Below are 17,860 nucleotides of genomic sequence, written 5' to 3'. Positions count from 1 at the left end.
CAACGCATCGATTTGCGAATTAGACACACCTCCACAACGGTAACTTACGGCTGCACGACGAGCTTTCTCGCTACCGCAAGTGCACGTCGTACTTCATCGACAGTCAACGGAACTCGCTTGCGGTGGGCCATGCGATGGCAATTAGCGCAAAGCAGCGCGAGATCGCTCAAGCGGGTCTTTGAGCCCGGCTCCATCAAATGGACTGGCTTGGTGTGGTGGACTTCAATGTAGTCGCTGCCAAGCGCGCCGTAGACCATCGCGAAGTCAAAATCGCAGGCCTCGCATTTGAGCGAGCCAGACGCCTTCGCAGCCATCCTCTTCTCCGCAATGAGGCGCGAGTCTCGTTCGTATCGTTTGTGCAGGCGGATAATAACTCCACCTTCCTCCCCCTCATACGCGGTATCGGCGTCGATGGTGCCAATAGCTTTCACGTCCAGAGATGTGATCGCCGTACGTATGTCGGCGGCATCTTTTGCCAACTGCTCTCGCCTGCCAACATACTCGGCCCACAACGCCTTCTCTATCTTACCGCCTGACTGCATTCCGACCTTGCCCTGAGCTAGATAGGCCGGATCAAGGGAGCGAATGTTCATGAGCTTCAGATACACGCCGTTGGCATTGCGGATCGTGCTTCCTGCTTGCGTTCCCATGGCCTGATGCATGGCATTCAGCAGCGCCGACAGGTCGTCTACAGCTCTGCTCTCTTTGCCCGGAATGACCTGCGTGTTCTCAAAATAGAGGTCCAACGCTAGGATGAGTTCGTCTCTAGACCAATCCGGATTGGGCGGGACGATGTAGAGGTCAAACCCTAACTGCCGAAGCTTCTTGCCCACGGACGCTTCACCACCCGTGAAGGTGGCCGAGCCTAGGATTGGCCTACCGTCGATGAAGCGGTGTGCGACGCCGGCAATCGCCTTTGACGGGTAGTGCTTTCCATTCCAAACGAGCCAGTATCGCTTTGAGTCTGCGAAGCCATACTTCGCCAAAAAGCTTTGACGGCCAGCGACATCATATTCGCTGATTGCAGCGATCACGGCATCACGAGTCAGATCGCCTAAGGCCATTCGGTCTCCTCAAGTTCACAGCAGCAAGCTCTAACCAGCATAGCCTACGTGAGGATCAGATACCTGCGGGTTGTCGAGTTTCAGCAATCTTGAAGGGTGCCCCCTTCCTGAGAGGGGTAGTGAGCGCGACAAAAAATCTGGCTTCGTGTGACGAGGCCCTTATGCCTTCTTGCGCGACTTCGTTGCCTGACGCGGCTTCGTTCCCAAGCCAATGGCCTTGGCCAGTTCCGATCTGCGAGCGGCGTAGGCAGGGGCGACGATGGGATAGTCGGCAGATAGGCCGTACCGAGCCCTGTAGTCGTCTGGCGTCATGTCGTGACGGCCGATGTGGCGCTTGAGGGTTTGGTACGTCTTACCGTCAATGAAGCTGACCAAACCCGCATCCGTGATGGATTTCCGAACCTGCAACGCTGTCGGCTTCGGCTGCTCCACCTCGACCTCCACAACGTCCACGCCAAGGCCATTTAGAGCGCCGTACACAGCCCTTATGAGGTTCGGCAAGGCATCGACCTCAACCCGGTTATTTTCGACGTAGGCGGCGATTATTTCGGTAGTGAGGACCGTCAGTTCAGTCGTGGATTCAGTCATAAAAATCTCCGTCACAATGTAAGTCGATCTACCACGGTAAAGACGCTCATTCCATTGCAACTATTGCAATAGTTACGGCTGCCAATAATGGAGAACAGCGTGGCTGGGCTCCCTCTACCGCGCCTTATAGCTAGCTTCACTGCATAGGCGAATGCCACTATTATCTATATAGATGCTATAACAATAAGGAATTGAGTTAACTCATTTCACCATGCAACTAAATCTCATCAATTCGAAATATTCCTCTTCCATAATTACCTTCAATCTTTGAGCATTATCGCGCCTAACGATGAAGCTATCATGTACCGGGTATGCCGCGATGTTCTCATCCATACAGCGCGTTATGACATTTAGCGCCAACAGACTGTCTTTCTTCTGAAGCCGTGCACCCATATCGTCTCGAAAATAGTGAGCGATTGGAGCTAGGTGTTCAACCATGGCATCGCGATATTCGTTGAATGATTTAGCATCATCAAACCACTCGCCCTGATCGGCCTTGATGAACGTAATCTGCCGGTCGTGATTCAAGAGGCGATTGAAGGTCTGTTTAGCCCCAGCTAGCTCCACCTTAAAGCCGGGGACCGTGTAGGGGTCGAAACCGTTAGGCAAGTCCATGCCAATTTCATTGTAGAGCATCGTGGGATGAAGGCGGCTGTAATCCAGTTCAACGGTAGGCTGGCCGTCGATAAGCAGTTGATTGCGGAAGCGTTTCGGCATGCCCTGCCAATAGCCGCCATACGCCCGGCCTCCACGCTCCCATGTTCCAGTGAAGATGCGCGTCAAAAAGATACGGCGCTCGTCAAAGCCGTAGTGCAGCTTCTTCGTGTTCCCGGTTGGGTCAGCACCGACCATATAGGCTTCAAGTTCGACCCACGCGCTGTCGGGCAGCGTTAGGCGAAACTGACGTGTGAACTCGTTGTAGCGCTGAATCACTGCATCCAGAGCAACTATGTCCTCAGGCGCAGCGCCCACCCCATGCTGCTGTTTGTGGAGGACGTAGGCTGGGAACGGAGGTTCGAGCGGAGGAAGCTCGACGCCATGCCACTGAACCAGCGCTTTGAAAGCCGCAGTGGGCTTGATGCGCGTGGCATAGGATTTTTTCTCCCCTGTGCTGTCGAAGAAATGAGATGCAACCTCGATAAGGCCGGCATCCCTCATGGCCTCCCTAATTTTTCTGAGGTGGACAGCGCTGATTTTGGAGCCTGTGTACTTCCCGTAGCCAAACGCGACATTCACTTCGCGATCCGGCTGGATGCGCAGCAGTGCAACTGTTGCAATGGCTTCCACAAACGCGAGGAGCGATGCGTGGAACGCCTCATCATCTGACTGCTTAGGCTTCTTCGTCGGGGTCTGAGACGCCCTGATCCGCGCATATAAGTCATCGGTCAGGGCAACCAGCGCAGGGCTAGGAGACGGAACGACCTTCAGCACCGCAGAACGATACTCAGTCGTGTTGGTGTACGTGCCTTCTGCGCAGCCGGTCACCCGCCGACCCCCAGCAGAGAGTGGATATCACTCCGGAGGATTAGCGAGCGTCCGGCAACCTTGCGGATGGGCAGCTTATTGTCCTTGGCGAGGTTGTAGATCGTGGACCGACTGACGCGCATATAAACGCACGCCTCATTGATCGTCATCGTCAAGGAGTGGCTCGGGACGGTGCGGCTCAACTCGCACTCTCCGTTGCCGACGGACAAATACTGAAGGTGGGAAACATGTCTGATCCTCTGTGACCGACAGCGGAAGTGCGTCGGAGGACCAACCCCATTAGGACCAGATTTTCGGGTGTCAAAAGCTAAAAACAATCGACACTTAACTAGAATGGAAAGCCCGGAAACGCTGGATTTTAGCCTCTTCACATGTTCCGTGATCCGGAGAGATAGGCGGCCCAAGCCTCCATGACTGCCCTGCGCCGATCCAGAGCATCGCCACGGCGATAGGCTCGCTCCACAGCGCTACCGACTGCGTGTCCAAGGCACATTTCGACAATGTCTCGGGGGAAGTCGGTGGTCTCTCCTGCCCAATCCCGGAAGGACGAACGGAAGCCATGCACCGTCGCCTGTTCTCCGGTTCCCATTCGGATCAAGACCGAGCGCATAGCGTTGATGGAGAGCGGTGCGTCCAACGATGTCGCCGGGAATACGAAATCACTCCCTAGGCCCCGCACCTCATCAACAACCGAGAGGGCGTCGTCAGACAGCGGAACGCGAAGCTGCGTGGACGTTTTCGTACGGCTGGCGGGAATGGTCCAAACCTTGGCGTCCAGATCGAACTCGGACCACGTTGCGTTGAGGGTCTCAGATGTACGCACAGCGTTCAGAACAGTGAACTCCAGAGCCTTTGCGGCTACGCCCTGACGCTGCCTGAGGCTTTGGATAAACGCAGGGACGTGGTCGTAATGGAGGGCGCGCTGATGTCCCCGGCTGAGCTTTGAGCGGGCGGGCAGAAGATGGGCAAGATTCCCCTTCCAAGCAGCCGGATTTTCACCCGACCGATGACCACGAGCCTTCGCTGCGTCGAGAACGTTCTCGATCCTCATCCGCACCCGTGATGCGGTCTCTGGCTTCGCCTTCCAGATGGGCACCAGACATGCGAGCACATCTTCGGTGGTGATTGCATCAACCGGCGTGTCAGCAATCGGCTTCGCATAGTCCTTGAGAGTGTTGGACCACTGCTGACGGTGCTTATCGTTGCGCCAGCCACCTCCCTTGAGAGCGATGAATTCCTCAGCCATTGCGCTGAACGAGGGGGCGGAGCTTTTCTGATCTGACTTGGCTAGCGGGTCCACGCCAGATTTCACCAGTGTTCGTGCGGCTGAGCACTTAATGCGAGCTTCGGCCAATGACGTATCGGAGAAGCTGCCGAGGCCCATCTCACGGCGACGACCCTTCCACTGGTATACATAGACCCAGCTTTTCCGACGCTCAGCGACGCGGAGATAAAGGCCTGCTCCATCATTGTGAAAACCAATACCAAGGGACTTGGCGGCGAGTGCGGTAAGGCGATTTGTTGTGCTCATGAGGGCGACGTGGCCCTAAGCCCGACCCTAAAACAACCGGTTGGATTGCCAGCAACGGTGGTGGACACCGCTGGACGGAAACCACGATAAACAACTGTTAATAAACGTGATTTGGACAGCTAGGCACAACGGCGGATGAGCGTCCTGCGGGCACCCTCTCCGCCATCCGTCAGCCCGCCGCTGACGACCGCCCAAAATCTAGAAATCGTTGAAGGTTAAAGCGGGCAGTGACAGCTCGTCGCGCTCGCTGTCGCCTTTCCCACACAAAAAAAGAGGCGGCCTTTCGACCACCTCTTCCAGAACGATTCGAGGTTCTACAGACGAGCCGCCAAAGCGGCTCGTCCTTCCGATCAGAAGCGATACCGCGCGCCGACGTAAACCTGGCGACCGGTGTGGTGATAGACGTAGGTGCTGTCACGCGGCCCACCGATGTCACCGTGATTCTGACGGTTTTCTTCATCTGTCAGGTTCAGACCTTCCAACGAGATGCTGAGATTGTCAGTGAGGTTGTACGACGCGGACGCGTCGATCGTCGTGGTTTCAGTCTTGCCCTGATAAGGGATCAGACCCGTCGCGCCGTTCGATCCCGGAACGTTCTGGAAGTAGGTATCGCGATAGGCGGCCGAGACGCGCGCGTTGAACTTGCCGTCATCGTAATACAGCGTCGCGTTCCAGGCGTTGGGCGACAGGTTCACGAGGTCGGCGGTCACAAAGGCGTTGCACGCAGCCGAGGTGCAGTAATCAATCTCAGACTCGACGTGGGTGTAGTTCAACTGGGTGCCGACATTGGACAGCAGGCCAGGCAAGAAGCTGAAGGTCTGCTGGTAGCTGATCTCGAAACCCTTCAGCGGTCCGCCCTTTGTATTGACGGGCGTGCTCAGCACGTACTGCGAGGTCGCAGGACGATCTCTGTTCGTGGGATCGACCGGGAAAACGATGGGGTTCAGCGCCGTCAAATCGGCGTAGGTCAGCGTTTGATTGGTGGTCTGCACATAGGTCGAGATGTCCTTGTAGAAGTAGGCGAAGGACAGCAGGGCCTCTGGTGCGAAATAGTATTCGACCGACAGGTCGTAGGTCGTGGCGCGATACGGGTCCAGATCGACATTGCCCCGTGACGCCGTGTTGCTGGAGGCGCCGACGGCGCTGAGAGTGAAGACCTGAACTAGATTCGTGACCGGCGGCCGCGCCATCACCTTGGCGGCGCCGACCCGCACGATTAGATCTTTCACAGGCTCGATCGACAGGTTCAACGAAGGCAAGGTATCGGTGTATTCGTTCTCACCTTTCACCGGCGTCGCGATGCCGCCGACATTGGAATAGCCAAGCGATTCAATTTCTGTCTTGACCTGACGGACGCCGATGTTGCCTCGGAAGGGCACACCCATCACCTCGGTGTCCCAGTCCGCCTGCACATAAGCGCCGGTGTCGGTCTCGGTCACATCGCGCCAGTTGCCATAGGTCGATGTGCCGCCGTTCAGGCCCAGAAGACGGAAGTCACCACCAGCCACGCCTGTGTTGCAGTTGCAGTTGTAGTTCCAGACACCCTGGAGGGCCGCCAAGTCAGGCCGAACCCAGGACGTAACCGAGCCTGAAGGCAGGTCGAGATTGCGCCCGAACCCATCCAGTAGATTAGTTACAGAGGCGATGGTCACTCCGGCCGGAAGTGCGGGCGCTCCATTGGCCGCGCGAGCGAACTGGCGGCTGCTGGATTCGTATTCTTTCCGGCTGACACCAGCCTTCACGGTCAGCCAGCTGGTGGCGTCGAACTCAATATTTGCCTCGCCAGTCGTGTAGACGTTTTCTTGGAAATTCTGGCTTGAACGCAGTTCCGAACGAGGCTGTGCGCCGGTCGGGCCGACGATGCTCCAAAGGGCTGGGTTCGTGACGTCGAAGCCCCAGTTGATGGCGGGCAGATTGCGGTTTTGACGGAAGTCGTAGGAATAGCCGTCGACGTCCTGGCGATCGATGATCGCGCTGACCTGAACCGGGTTTCCGAAGTTGGATTCGGCGCGGCCGACCAGGCCGCTGAAACGCAATTTATCTGAGAATTCATGCTCGACGCCAAAAGTCATTTGCTTGAACTCGGTTTCCAGCACGTCGAACCGCTGCTCGCTGCGGATGTCCATATCGTCGAGCTGGGCGTAGATCATTTCTCCGGTGGTCGGATCGATCTCGAAGTTGACGATATCGACCTGAGGCTTGCCGCCCTGGGTGGCGTCACGGCTGAGCGACCATGCCTGCAGGAAGTTCTCGCTGCGGGTCGAATCGAGCTTTGAATACAGCATGTCCATGGTGAACAGGGTCGGCCCATTGCCGGGTCGGGCCTGCAGCGACAATGTCGCCCCCAGACGTTCCTGGCTGTGCTCAAGGCTGCCGTATCGTGGAATCCGCGGGTGATAGGTTTTCGCTGCACCGGGCAATCCGGGACCTGTTAAAACGCTGCCGTTCTGGAAGCCGCCGTCGGCGCTGGCCGGCCCCCAACGGACCGAGCTGAAGCCCTCTTCCAGGCTGTCGCGTTCGCTATAGGCGATGGAGAACAGGGCGCCGAGTTGGTCGTCGGCCCAGGTGTTGGACACCAGGGCGGCGAAGCGTGGGCTCCAGTCTTGCGACAAGTCGTTGTAGCCGTACTGGCCCGAAACTGCGCCCTGGAAGCCCATCTTGTCGAACGGACGGCTAGTCTGCAGATCGACGGTGGCGCCCAGCGAGCCTTCCTCGACCTCGGCCGAGGCGGTCTTGCGAACCGTGATGTTGTTGAACAGCTCGGACGCGAAGACGTTGAAGTCAAAACCACGGCCGCGGTTCACGCCGCCTGAGGAGTCGGTCGCGCCGGTCGAGGACTGGGCTTCGATGCCGTTGATGCGGGTGCGGGTAAACTCGGAGCTCAGGCCGCGCACGGTGATCGAACGTCCCTCGCCCGCATCGCGGTCGATGGAGACGCCGGGAATGCGTTGGATGGATTCGGCGAGGTTGGTGTCGGGGAAGTCGGCGATGTCCTCGGCCGAAATGGCGTCGACGACACCGGCTTCGCGGCGCTTGATGTTCAGGGCGTTTTGCAGGCTGGCGCGGAAGCCGGTGACGACGATGTCGTCGACTTCAGCGGCGTCATCCTGTTGAGGCGCGGCGACTTCAGCTGCCTGGGCGGCGGCGTCGTGCGCCATCATGGCCAGGGCGAGCGCCCCCAGCGAAGCGGTGGCGACCAGCGCTTGGCGCGCAAATTTATGGCGTTGGGTCATTGTCATTTCTCCTCCCAGGTCTGGCGTCTCGAGGATCGAAATGTCCTCGTTCAAGCCTCCCGCTGCTGGCGGGCGACACCGGTGTCAGAACTTGTTCGCCAAGCTGCTGCTACCGGTGTCATAAATGTTTAGCCACAGTTGCCAGCGTGTGGCAAGAACATGACCGCCTTGATCTCCAATTTGTAACCTACGGCGATCCCCGGCGTTCGAACGAAAGATCAGGCGCGCGACACGCCGGCGACGGAGGGAAATAATGTCTGCAAACATCGAGATCATGCGTGTCGGCATTTTCATATCAGGCGGCGCTCGCTTCAAAGCCGCAAATGGCGGCGTACGATGATTAACCGACGCATCGCTATAGCCGCAGGCCTCGCCGGCGCCGCCATGCCCTTCGTCGCCAGGGCCGATTCTCGCGATCCGCGAGTGCAGACCAGGGCCGGTCCCGTCGTCGGTGTTCGGCGCGAAGGAATCAGCGTTTTCGAGGGCGTGCGTTACGGCGCGCCGACGCGACGTTTCCAGCCGCCGGAGCGCCCGACGTCGTGGCGTGAGCCTGTTCGCGCGACGACTTATGGCGCGGCTAGCCCCCAGCGAGGTGATGAGGCGAACCAGAGCGAGGACTGCCTGTTTCTGAACGTCTGGACCCCTGGGACCGACGCCGCCCGACGGCCGGTGATGGTCTATATCCATGGCGGTGCCTATTCGAGCGGATCGGGATCGGACCCGCTGTATGACGGCGCGCGTCTGGCGGCACGAGGCGATGTGGTGGTGGTGACGCTGAACCACCGGCTGAACGTCTTCGGCTACGCCTATCTGGCGCGGTTGGCGCCGGGGTTCGAGGATTCGGGCAATGCGGGCCAGCTGGATCTGATCCTGGCGCTGCAGTGGGTGCGGGACAATATCACGGCCTTCGGCGGCGACCCGTCGCGGGTCATGCTGTTCGGCCAATCGGGCGGGGGCGCCAAGATCGCCACCCTGATGGCGACGCCCGCAGCCCATGACCTGTTCCACCGCGCCGCGACGATGAGCGGCCAGCAGGTCACGGCGTCCGGCCCGATCAACGCCACGACACGGGCGACGGCTTGGTTGAAGGCGCTGGACCTGACGCCGGATCGGGCGGCCGAGGCGGCGACGATGCCGGTCGAAAGGCTGCTGGAAGCACAAGGCGCCGAGGATCCGATCCTGGGCTTCGGCGGCGTGTATTTCGGGCCGGTGCTGGATTTCCGCACCCTGCCCCGCCACCCCTTCTATCCTGACGCCGCGCCCCTGGGCCGGTCGATCCCGATGATCATCGGCAACACCCGTGAAGAGACGCTGGGCTTCATGGGCAACGACCCCAAGAATGTCGGCCTGACGTGGGGGACTTTGGCGGATCGGCTATCGCCCGGCGTCATGCGGATCGACATCACGCCCGAGGCGGTGATCGCCGGCTATCGCGCCATGCATCCCGACTGGTCGCCCGATCAGGTGCTGATCGCCGCAACGACGGCGGGCCGGTCCTGGCGTGGGGCGGTGATCGAAGCGGAGGAGCGGGCCAAGGCCGGGGCGCCCGCCTGGGTCTATCAACTCGACTTCCCCGGTGAGTTGGCCGCGGGTCGCAAGGGCGCCTTCCACACCGCCGACATCCCTCTGGTATTCGACAATGTCGAGGCGGCCGGATCGCGGACGCGGGGACCGGGCGCGCAAGGCCTGGCGGACCGGATGAGCGACGCCTTCATCGCCCTGGCTCGTGACGGCGATCCCAACCATGCGGGCCTGCCGCGCTGGGACCGCTATGAGCTGCCGCGCCGCCAGACGATGCTGATGGACGTGCAGCCGCGCATGGCCGACGACCCCCGCGGCGACGAACGGGCCTTCTTCTCGGCCATTCCCTACATCCAGCCGGGAACCTAGAGCGCGAAATCGAGCCGCGCGGCCCAGGCGCGGACCAGCTCGGGCCAAACCTGGGCGGGCTTGTCCTGGATCAAGCGGACGCCGAAACCATGGCCGCCTTCCTGGAACAGATGCGCCTCGGTCGGGACAGCGGCGGCCTTCAGCGTGGTCAGCAGTTGCAGGCTGTTCTCGACCGGCACCGAGGCGTCGTCGATGGCGTGCAGCAGGAAGACGGGCGCCGCGCCTCGCCAGTCCATCAGTTCCAGAGAATAGGCCGCGATCCGCTCGGGCGACGGCGTCTCGCCCAGCAGGTTGGTGCGCGATCCGGCGTGGACATGAGGGTCCGCCATGGTCGCCACCGGATACATCAACACGGTCAGGTCCGGCCGGAGAGACACAGCATCGGCGGCGTCCACGGCCGCATAGGTCGCTTCCGTCCGCGCGCTGGCCAGACCCGCCAGATGCCCGCCGGCTGAAGCGCCAAGGACGCCGATCTTCTTTGGATCGACGCCATAGTCGGCGGCGCGACTGCGGATAAGCCGAATCGCACGCTGGGCGTCCTGAAGCGGCGCGTCGGCGCCGGCGGCCCATCCGTCGGCCGGCAGGCGATATCGCAGCACGAAACAGGTCGTGCCGCTGGCCGCGAGGACGCGCGCGACATCGTATCCTTCCTTGTCCAGCACGGCCCAGCGATAGCCGCCGCCGGGGATCAGCAGCATGGCCGATCCGTTCGGCCGCTCAGGCCGGAAAACGGTCAGGATCGGGTCGGTCGTATATTGGGCGTAACGGTCGTGGAACGCGGGATCGGTCGAGCGTTCCAGCACGATCGGCGTGACCGTCACCCCCTGCCCGCCCGGCGCGCCGTCGGGCCAAAGGCGGATGATCTCAGTCGGGTCGGCAGGGCCGGCGCGCCCGCCGTCGGCGATCGTCTGCGCCCGTGCGCCTGTGACGCTTAAGGCCATCCCGGCCGCCGAAGCCAGCCCCAGAAGGGTCCTGCGTTCCATATCCATCGTCATGCCTCCATGCTGAAAAGACGACGGCCGGACGATCGCTCGCCCGGCCGTAATCCTCGATGCGTCGGGACCTAGGCCCCCAGCGCCGTTCGTCAGACCTTGGCCGGCTCGTACTTCGGCATGACCAGGTGAATGACCAGAAGCGCGATCAGATAGACCGAACCGGCCACGATGAAGATGGGCGTATAGGTGCCGATCTTCTCCAGGATTTGGCCTACATATTTGGAGAAGACCATCCCCCCGATACCGCCCAGCATCCCGCCAATGCCGACCACCGATCCTACGGCCTTGCGCGGGAAGACGTCGCCCGGCAGGGCATAGAGGTTGGCCGAGAAGCCTTGGTGCGCCGCTGTGGCCAGGCCGATGATCAAGACCGCGACCCACAGGTTCGACGCCTCTGCGGCGAACATGACCGGCACGGCCAGCACGGCGCACAACAGCATGGTCAGCTTGCGCGCCTTGTTCAGGCTGATGCCCATATGCATCATCCGCGACGACAGCCAGCCGCCGCCCACGGAACCCACGTCCGACAACAGATAGATGGCGACGATAGGCGGACCGAAGGTCTTCAGGTCCAGGCCGTAACGCTTCCCCAGGAAGTCCGGCAGCCAGAACAGGAACATCCACCAAATCGGATCGATCAGGAACTTGCCCGCCGCATAGGCCCAGGTTTCCTTGACGGTGAGCAGCTTGAGCCAGCCCACCTTCTCGTCGGTGTCGGCCGGATCCTGTTCGATATAGGCCAGTTCAGTCGCGGACAGGCGCTTTTGATCGCGTGGCTTGCGATAGACCAGCAGCCAGATCGGCAGCCAGATCAGACCCAATGCGCCGGTAATGACAAAGGCCATTTGCCAGCCGAAGGACAGCACCAGGATCGGCACGATCAGGGGCGTGACGATGGCTCCGATGTTGGTGCCGGCATTGAACAGGCCGGTGGCCAGAGCGCGTTCCTTCTTGGGGAACCACTCGGTTACGGCCTTGATACCGCCGGGGAAGCCCCCGGCCTCACCGGCGCCCAGCACCATCCGGGCCATGATGAAGTGGGACAGATCGCGCGCGCCGGCATGCAGGATATGGCCGACCTGCCAGATGGCGAAGGCGATCCCCAGGCCCCACCGGGCCCCGATCTTGTCCATAAGCCGGCCCCAGATCGCATAAAACAGTGCGTAGGTGGCCTGGAAGTAGAAGACGATGTCGGCGTAGTCGGTCTCCGACCAGCCCATTTCGACGGACAGGGTCGGCTTTAGGAAGCCGATCATCTGCCGGTCGACGTAGTTGATGACCATGGCCGCAAACAGCAGCCACATGATCAGCCACCGGTATTTGCCCGGTGACGGCGCCTTGATCTGAATCGGCGGCGCGACGGAAGCGTCTGACATGGTTATGAAAACCCGTTCCTAAATTTCCTCGACGCGTCCCTTGCTCTTTCCGTCCCTGAACGGCGGCGGGGTTGACGTCCGATGATGTTTACTTGGCCTCGGCCCTGACGACCGAACAATGAAGTTCTGCGATACCCTTGAAGATGCACACGGCCTCGTCGCCCGCGTGGACACGGTGGACGCCGGTGACGGCGCCGGTCGAGACCAGCGTGCCCGCCTTCAGCGGACGGCCCCAGCGCGCGCAATGCTCCAGCAGGAAGCGCACCGATTCCATGGCCCCGCCGGCCAGCGAAAGCGAACCGCCCGTGCCGACGCTGGCGCCGTTGATGACGGTCTCGACCTCGATGCCGTCCAGACGCTCGCGCCAATTCTCGACCTCGGGGCCGATCATCAGCCCGCCGTTGTTGCCGAAGTCGGAGGCGACGACGGCCGAACCCAAGTCGTTGATCGCCGACAGCGGGCTGCCGGCCAGTTCGACGCCGATGAAGACCTTGTCCACGGCGGCCGTGGCCTCCTCGATGGTCCAGTCCGTCTTGGCGGGATCGGCGTCGGCGCCGATCCGGGCGATGAACTCCGATTCGACGGCGGCGAACCCGCCCTCGATCTCGGGCAGCGGCACGACGGTGTCGCCGGGCGCGGGCCAGACGTTGCGGGCGAAGATCGCGCCGGCCAGGCGATGGATGCCCAGTTTCGGCTGCTGCGCCGGCGGCACGCCGCCCACCTTCCAACCCACGACCTCATCGGGAAACAGGCCGATGGCGATGTCCTGAATAGCGTAGGACTCGGCCATGCTCTGAGGAATCACGCCTGGATAATCGGGTGTGTTGCGCGCAGCCAGGCGTGCTGCGACGAACTGCTGTGCGATCGCGGCGGGATCCGCCGGCCGCGCATCGGCCTGGCTCGCGAGAGAAGGGGTCGAAGTCAAAAGGGTCGCCTCGTGAATAAGCTTCGATAAGAGCGACGAAGGAAACCGGTGTCAATGCGCTTTAGCAACGCCCCATGGCGCTGACCGCGAGTCGCGGCTATGCCTTTGCATTGCACATAGGGAAGGAGCCGAACCTTGGCTCAGGACGATCCGCGATCCGGCAAACCGGGCAAGCGGGCCACGATCAACGATGTCGCCAGAGAAGCGCAGGTCTCCAAGAAGACCGTCTCGCGGGTCATCAACCAATCGCCGTTCGTCAAGGAAGACACGCGCGAACGGGTCAACGCCGTCATCAAGACCCTGGGCTTCACCCCCGATCCCCAGGCGCGCGGCCTGGCATTCCGGCGCTCGTTCCTGGTCGGCCTGATCTACGACAACCCCAGCCCGACCTATGTCGTGAACATGCAGCAGGGCGTGCTGGATGCGCTGAAGGGTTCGGGTCTGGAACTGGTCGTCCACCCGTGCAACCGCAACTCCCCTACCCTGCTGGAAGACATCCGAGGCTTCGTCGAGCGCCAGCGTCTGTATGGCGTCATCATGCCGCCGTCGGTGTCTGAGGACGAACAGGTCATCGACCTGCTGCGCGACCTGGACTGCCCCTATGTCCGCATCGCCTCGGTGGCGCTGGACGAGCCGCAGGCCATGGTGGTTACCAACGACTGGATCGGCGCGGCCGAGGCGGCGGCGCATCTCGCCGACCTGGGGCACCGGCGAATCGGCCTGGTGCGCGGCCCGGACCTGTTCCGGTCGTCGGCCGTGCGGGGCAAGGGCTTCCTGGACGCCCTGGCCGAGCGCGGCATACCGCTGGACCCGGCCTATGACTTCAAGGGCGCCTATACGTTCGAATCGGGCGTCGAGGCGGGGCACGCCCTGCTGGCGCTGGAGACGCCGCCGACCGCCATCTTCACCCTGAACGACGACATGGCCATCGGCGTGATGCAGGCCGCGCGGGATCGTGGGTTGGAACTGCCGCGTGATCTGTCGGTCGTGGGCTTCGACGACCTGCCCATGGCGGCGCGGGTCTGGCCCAATCTGACGTCGGTGCGCCTGCCAATCCGCGACATGGGGCGGATGGCGGCCGAGAAGCTGCTGGCGCCGATGCGCGGCGTCGATCCGGCCAAGATGCAGCAGCCGGAAGTCCGACCGGCCCTGGTGGTGCGCAAGTCGGCGATCCCGGCGGCCTGAGAAGGTCGGTCGGCGCGCGGGATCGCGCGCCGACCCCTAGCCTCAAGCCGTTTCGAGAACGGGCTTGGCGGCGAGAACACCCTTCAGATAGTCGCGGACGCCTTCGTCGGTGGCGTTGGCGAAGAAGTAGTCCTGGAACCGCTCGCCGGCGATGGCCGCCTTCAGCAGGTCTTGGTCCATCGTCTTCAGCACCGTCAGCATGTCGTGGCAGGTCACGGCCTTCAGGTCGCTGAGAACGCCGCGATTCTTGCGCATAATCTCGGCCCGCTCCTTGGGATAGCCCAGACCGCGCTCGCCTTCGAACAGCTTGCGATAGACATCCTGCAGGTTCAGTTCCGCCGCCCAGCCGAAGCCCTTGGCGTAGGGCATGGCGATGGCGTTGCCGTCATTGATCTGGCCGAACAGGAAGGCGTCGGTCGGGTCGATGATCAGACCGCAGAAGACGCCCGGCATGGCGTTGGCAGCCAGCATCGAGCCTGTGCCCGTGCCGCAGCCGGTGACGACGAAATCGGCCGCGCCGGAGTTCAGGAGGATGCCGGTCAGGACGCCGTTCATCACATAGGTCAGCGACGCCTTGTCCTCGGCCGCATACATTCCATAGTGGAAGACTTCATGGCCCAGGGGCTCCGCGACAGCGGTCAGCGCGGCATGCACCGTCTCGCTTTTGGCGGCCTGGCTGTTTTCGATGATGAGAGCGATCTTCATGGGGGAATCCTCAAGACGGTGGCGAAGCGATGCCGAACAGATGTCGGCGATTATGGTGTAATCCATTGCATCATAATATGACACCGGTTACCTAGTCTACAGAAGGACGGACGCAAGATCCGTCACTGTGGCTCGCGCTGCGAGCTCCTAGGGAGACCCGCATGTACGACCCCATGTACGACAAAGTCTATCAGGCCACCCATCCCGATATGATGGACGGCGCCTCGAACCAGCAGCTGCGGGATCGCTATCTGATCGAGGGCCTGTTCGTTCCGGGCAAGATCAGCCTGAACTATTCGCACCACGAGCGCATGATCATCGGCGGCGCGACCCCGGCCGGGACCGCCCTGACCCTGCCCACCCATTCGGAGCCGCCGTCCTTGGCCGGCGCGCCGTTCCTGCAGGCCCGCGAACTGGGCGTGGTCAATATCGGCGGCGCCGGTTCGATCACCGTCGACGGCGAGACCATCGAACTGGGCTTCCGCGACGGCCTGTATGTGCCGATGGGGTCGAGCGACGTCACCTTCGCCTCGAACGACGCCGCCGAGCCCGCGAAATTCTATCTGGTCGCCACCCCGGCCCACGCCCGCTACGACCTGACCAAGATCTCGATCGACGAGGCCGTGCCGCTGGAAATGGGCGCGCTGGAGACGTCGAACGAACGGACCATCTACCAGTATGTCGTGCCGGCGAAGGTCAAGTCCTGCCAGCTGCTGCTGGGCGTGACGGTGCTCAAGCCCGGCTCGGTGTGGAACACCATGCCGCCGCACATTCACGACCGCCGCTCGGAAGCCTACCTCTATTTCGGCCTGGGCGAGGACGACCGTGTCTTCCACTTCATGGGCGAACCGGACAAATCGCGACACATCGTCATCGCCGACGGCGAGGCGGTGATCTGCCCGCCGTGGTCGATCCATACGGGCGCAGGCACATCGAACTACACCTTCATCTGGGGCATGGGCGGCGAGAATCTCGACTACACCGACATGTACAAGCTCGACATCTGCCAGTTGAAGTAATCAGGACAAGAGGAAGAAAAACATGAGTAATCCGTTCGACCTGACCGGCAAGGTCGCCCTGGTCACCGGCGGCAACGTGGGTCTGGGCCAAGGCATCGCCCTGGCCCTGGCCGAAGCCGGCGCCGACATCGTCTCGGTCGCCCTGTCGGATTCCGACGACACGGTCGCCAAGGTGCAGGCCTTGGGCCGTCGCGCCCACGCCATCAGCGCCGACCTGACCTCGATCGAGCCGGTCGAGCGCGTGGTTCAGGAAGCCCTGGCCGCCATGGGCCGGATCGACATCCTGGTGAACAACGCGGGCCTGATCCGTCGCGCCGACGCGGTGGACTTCACCGAGGCCGACTGGGACCTGGTGATGAACATCAACCTGAAGACCGTCTTCTTCATGAGCCAGGCGGTCGCCCGCCTGTTCATCAAACAGGGCGACGGCGGCAAGATCATCAACATCGCCTCCATGCTGTCCTTCCAAGGCGGCATCCGCGTCCCCTCCTACACCGCCTCCAAGTCGGGCGTCGCCGGCCTGACCAAGCTGATGGCCAACGAGTGGGCGCCGCACCGCATCACCGCCAACGCCATCGCCCCCGGCTATTTCGCCACGGCCAACACCCAGGCTCTGCGCGAGGACCCGGTCCGTTCGGCCGAGATCCTGGGCCGCATCCCGGCCGGGCGCTGGGGCGAGCCTTCGGACCTGGGCGGCGCAGCCGTCTTCCTGGCCAGCCGGGCCTCGGATTATGTCCAGGGCGCCATCCTGCCGGTCGACGGCGGCTGGCAAGCACGCTGATCTAAGGCTAGCCTTTCGACCATGACTGACAATGCCTCGGGCGGCCGCATCCTCTGCTTCGGCGAGATGCTGCTGCGGTTCTCGCCCAACGACAACGAAATGCTGATGCAGTCCCCCGCCCTGACGATCCGTCCGGCGGGGGCCGAGGCGAACGTCGCCGTGTCCCTGGCCCGCTTCGGCGCAGCCGTAGGCATGGCGACGGTCCTGGCCGACAATGCGTTGGGACGCGGCGTGCGCGACGAGGTGCGCAAGCACGGCGTTGACACCTCGCAGGTCGTGTTCAAGCCGGGCCGGATGGGCCTGTATTTTTTGACGCCTGGCGCCGTGCGTCGCCCGTCGGAAGTGCTTTACGACCGCGCCGGTTCGGCCTTCGTCGAACATGTCGATACCGCCTTCGACTGGGACCAGCTTCTGGACGGAGTCGAGTGGCTGCACGCCTCGGGCGTGACGCCGGCGACGGGGCCGAACGGATCGGTCGCCGCCGTGGCCATCATCGAGGCTGCCGTCAAGAAGGGCGTGAAGGTCAGCTATGACGGCAATTTCCGCGGCAAGCTTTGGGAACAGTGGGACGGCGATCCGCCCGCCACCCTGGGCAAGATGCTGGCCGGCGCCACCGTCGCCTTCGCCGATGACCGGGACTTCGCCCTGGTGCTGAAGACCCGATTCGACAGCGCCGATCCGGCCGTGCGCCGTCGCGAGGCCGCCAAGGCCGCCTTCGCCGCCTTCCCCCGCTTGCAACGCATCGCCTGCACCCTGCGCGTCCAGGACAGCGTCGCCGACCAGGCCCTTTCGGCGGTGATGCTGACCCGCGCCACACCTGAGTCGGGTGACGGCGTGATCGAGACAAACGCCGAGGCCATCCACATGGCGGGCGTCGTTGACCGGGTCGGCGGCGGCGACGCCTTCGCCTCGGGCGTGCTGTTCGGTCTGTGGAGCGGATGGTCGGATCAAGAGGCGCTGAACTTCGGCCTGGCCGCCGCCGGATTGAAACATTCGGTGCCCGGCGACTTCAACCTGTTTACCGCCGACGAGGTGCGCGCGGCCACGGGCGACGGCGGGTTCGATATCCGCCGCTGAGGCTGC

Annotated in this window: 15 protein-coding genes; 5 read left to right on the top strand and 10 right to left on the bottom strand. The window is 62.3% G+C overall.

Annotation, left to right across the window (positions count from 1 at the left end; translation table 11 throughout):
• Positions 1-44: 44 nt before the first annotated feature.
• The 6 genes from CHRYSEO8AT_RS13550 to CHRYSEO8AT_RS13525 form a co-directional block, all read right to left on the bottom strand.
• Complete coding sequence (locus CHRYSEO8AT_RS13550) at positions 45-1,064, bottom strand: HNH endonuclease (RefSeq protein ID WP_201304443.1); 1,020 nt, start codon at positions 1,062-1,064, stop codon at positions 45-47.
• Between the two features lie 159 nt (positions 1,065-1,223).
• Complete coding sequence (locus tag CHRYSEO8AT_RS13545; protein ID WP_159850847.1) at positions 1,224-1,652, bottom strand: MucR family transcriptional regulator; 429 nt, start codon at positions 1,650-1,652, stop codon at positions 1,224-1,226.
• A gap of 201 nt (positions 1,653-1,853) precedes the next feature.
• Positions 1,854-3,137: a hypothetical protein gene (locus tag CHRYSEO8AT_RS13540; protein WP_159850845.1), complete on the bottom strand. Its 1,284-nt coding sequence runs from the start codon at positions 3,135-3,137 to the stop codon at positions 1,854-1,856.
• On the bottom strand, positions 3,134-3,286 hold the full coding sequence (locus CHRYSEO8AT_RS16305) for a helix-turn-helix domain-containing protein (RefSeq protein ID WP_370514257.1): 153 nt from the start codon (positions 3,284-3,286) through the stop codon (positions 3,134-3,136). The genes CHRYSEO8AT_RS13540 and CHRYSEO8AT_RS16305 overlap by 4 nt, the downstream gene beginning before the upstream one ends.
• 218 nt (positions 3,287-3,504) lie before the next feature.
• The gene (locus CHRYSEO8AT_RS13530) at positions 3,505-4,668 is read right to left on the bottom strand and encodes a site-specific integrase (RefSeq protein ID WP_159850842.1); all 1,164 of its coding nucleotides are present in this window, start codon (positions 4,666-4,668) and stop codon (positions 3,505-3,507) included.
• Positions 4,669-5,018: 350 nt separating this feature from the next.
• Positions 5,019-7,901 (bottom strand): TonB-dependent receptor, encoded by a 2,883-nt coding sequence (locus CHRYSEO8AT_RS13525; RefSeq protein WP_159850840.1) that lies wholly within the window; start codon positions 7,899-7,901, stop codon positions 5,019-5,021.
• A 336-nt stretch (positions 7,902-8,237) separates the two neighbouring features.
• Between CHRYSEO8AT_RS13525 and CHRYSEO8AT_RS13520 the strand changes: the two genes are divergently transcribed.
• Positions 8,238-9,791, top strand: a complete 1,554-nt coding sequence (locus CHRYSEO8AT_RS13520) for a carboxylesterase/lipase family protein (protein WP_159850838.1) — start codon at positions 8,238-8,240, stop codon at positions 9,789-9,791.
• On the opposite strand, the gene CHRYSEO8AT_RS13515 is transcribed toward CHRYSEO8AT_RS13520, so the two are convergent.
• From CHRYSEO8AT_RS13515 to CHRYSEO8AT_RS13505, 3 genes are all read right to left on the bottom strand, one after another.
• Complete coding sequence (locus tag CHRYSEO8AT_RS13515; RefSeq protein ID WP_236547543.1) at positions 9,788-10,774, bottom strand: alpha/beta hydrolase; 987 nt, start codon at positions 10,772-10,774, stop codon at positions 9,788-9,790. The two genes, CHRYSEO8AT_RS13520 and CHRYSEO8AT_RS13515, sit on opposite strands and share 4 nt — an antisense overlap.
• Positions 10,775-10,875: 101 nt before the next feature.
• On the bottom strand, positions 10,876-12,162 hold the full coding sequence (locus CHRYSEO8AT_RS13510; RefSeq protein WP_159850834.1) for an MFS transporter: 1,287 nt from the start codon (positions 12,160-12,162) through the stop codon (positions 10,876-10,878).
• A gap of 88 nt (positions 12,163-12,250) precedes the next feature.
• Positions 12,251-13,087, bottom strand: a complete 837-nt coding sequence (locus CHRYSEO8AT_RS13505; protein WP_159850832.1) for a 2-keto-4-pentenoate hydratase — start codon at positions 13,085-13,087, stop codon at positions 12,251-12,253.
• A 135-nt stretch (positions 13,088-13,222) separates the two neighbouring features.
• Between CHRYSEO8AT_RS13505 and CHRYSEO8AT_RS13500 the strand changes: the two genes are divergently transcribed.
• Complete coding sequence (locus CHRYSEO8AT_RS13500; protein ID WP_159850830.1) at positions 13,223-14,272, top strand: LacI family DNA-binding transcriptional regulator; 1,050 nt, start codon at positions 13,223-13,225, stop codon at positions 14,270-14,272.
• 42 nt (positions 14,273-14,314) lie between these two features.
• Here CHRYSEO8AT_RS13500 and CHRYSEO8AT_RS13495 read toward each other — a convergent pair whose 3' ends face one another.
• The gene (locus tag CHRYSEO8AT_RS13495; RefSeq protein WP_159850828.1) at positions 14,315-14,977 is read right to left on the bottom strand and encodes an RpiB/LacA/LacB family sugar-phosphate isomerase; all 663 of its coding nucleotides are present in this window, start codon (positions 14,975-14,977) and stop codon (positions 14,315-14,317) included.
• A 173-nt stretch (positions 14,978-15,150) separates the two neighbouring features.
• On the opposite strand from CHRYSEO8AT_RS13495, the gene kduI reads away from it, so the two are divergent.
• From kduI to CHRYSEO8AT_RS13480, 3 genes are read left to right on the top strand one after another with little or no spacing between them, the layout of a single operon-like run.
• Entirely contained in the window at positions 15,151-15,996 is an 846-nt protein-coding gene (gene kduI, locus CHRYSEO8AT_RS13490) for a 5-dehydro-4-deoxy-D-glucuronate isomerase (protein ID WP_159851752.1), read from the top strand.
• Positions 15,997-16,018: 22 nt separating this feature from the next.
• Entirely contained in the window at positions 16,019-16,777 is a 759-nt protein-coding gene (kduD, locus tag CHRYSEO8AT_RS13485; protein ID WP_159850826.1) for a 2-dehydro-3-deoxy-D-gluconate 5-dehydrogenase KduD, read from the top strand.
• Positions 16,778-16,798: 21 nt separating this feature from the next.
• A complete protein-coding gene (locus tag CHRYSEO8AT_RS13480) occupies positions 16,799-17,854 on the top strand; it encodes a sugar kinase (protein WP_159850824.1) in 1,056 nt (351 codons plus the stop codon).
• Positions 17,855-17,860 lie beyond the last annotated feature (6 nt).

Origin of the sequence: Brevundimonas sp. G8 (genome assembly GCF_902506205.1) — a bacterium.
In the GTDB taxonomy this organism is placed as follows: domain Bacteria; phylum Pseudomonadota; class Alphaproteobacteria; order Caulobacterales; family Caulobacteraceae; genus Brevundimonas.
The sequence above is the reverse complement of the archived record's forward strand: the minus strand, read 5'-3'. Positions and strand labels throughout refer to the sequence as shown.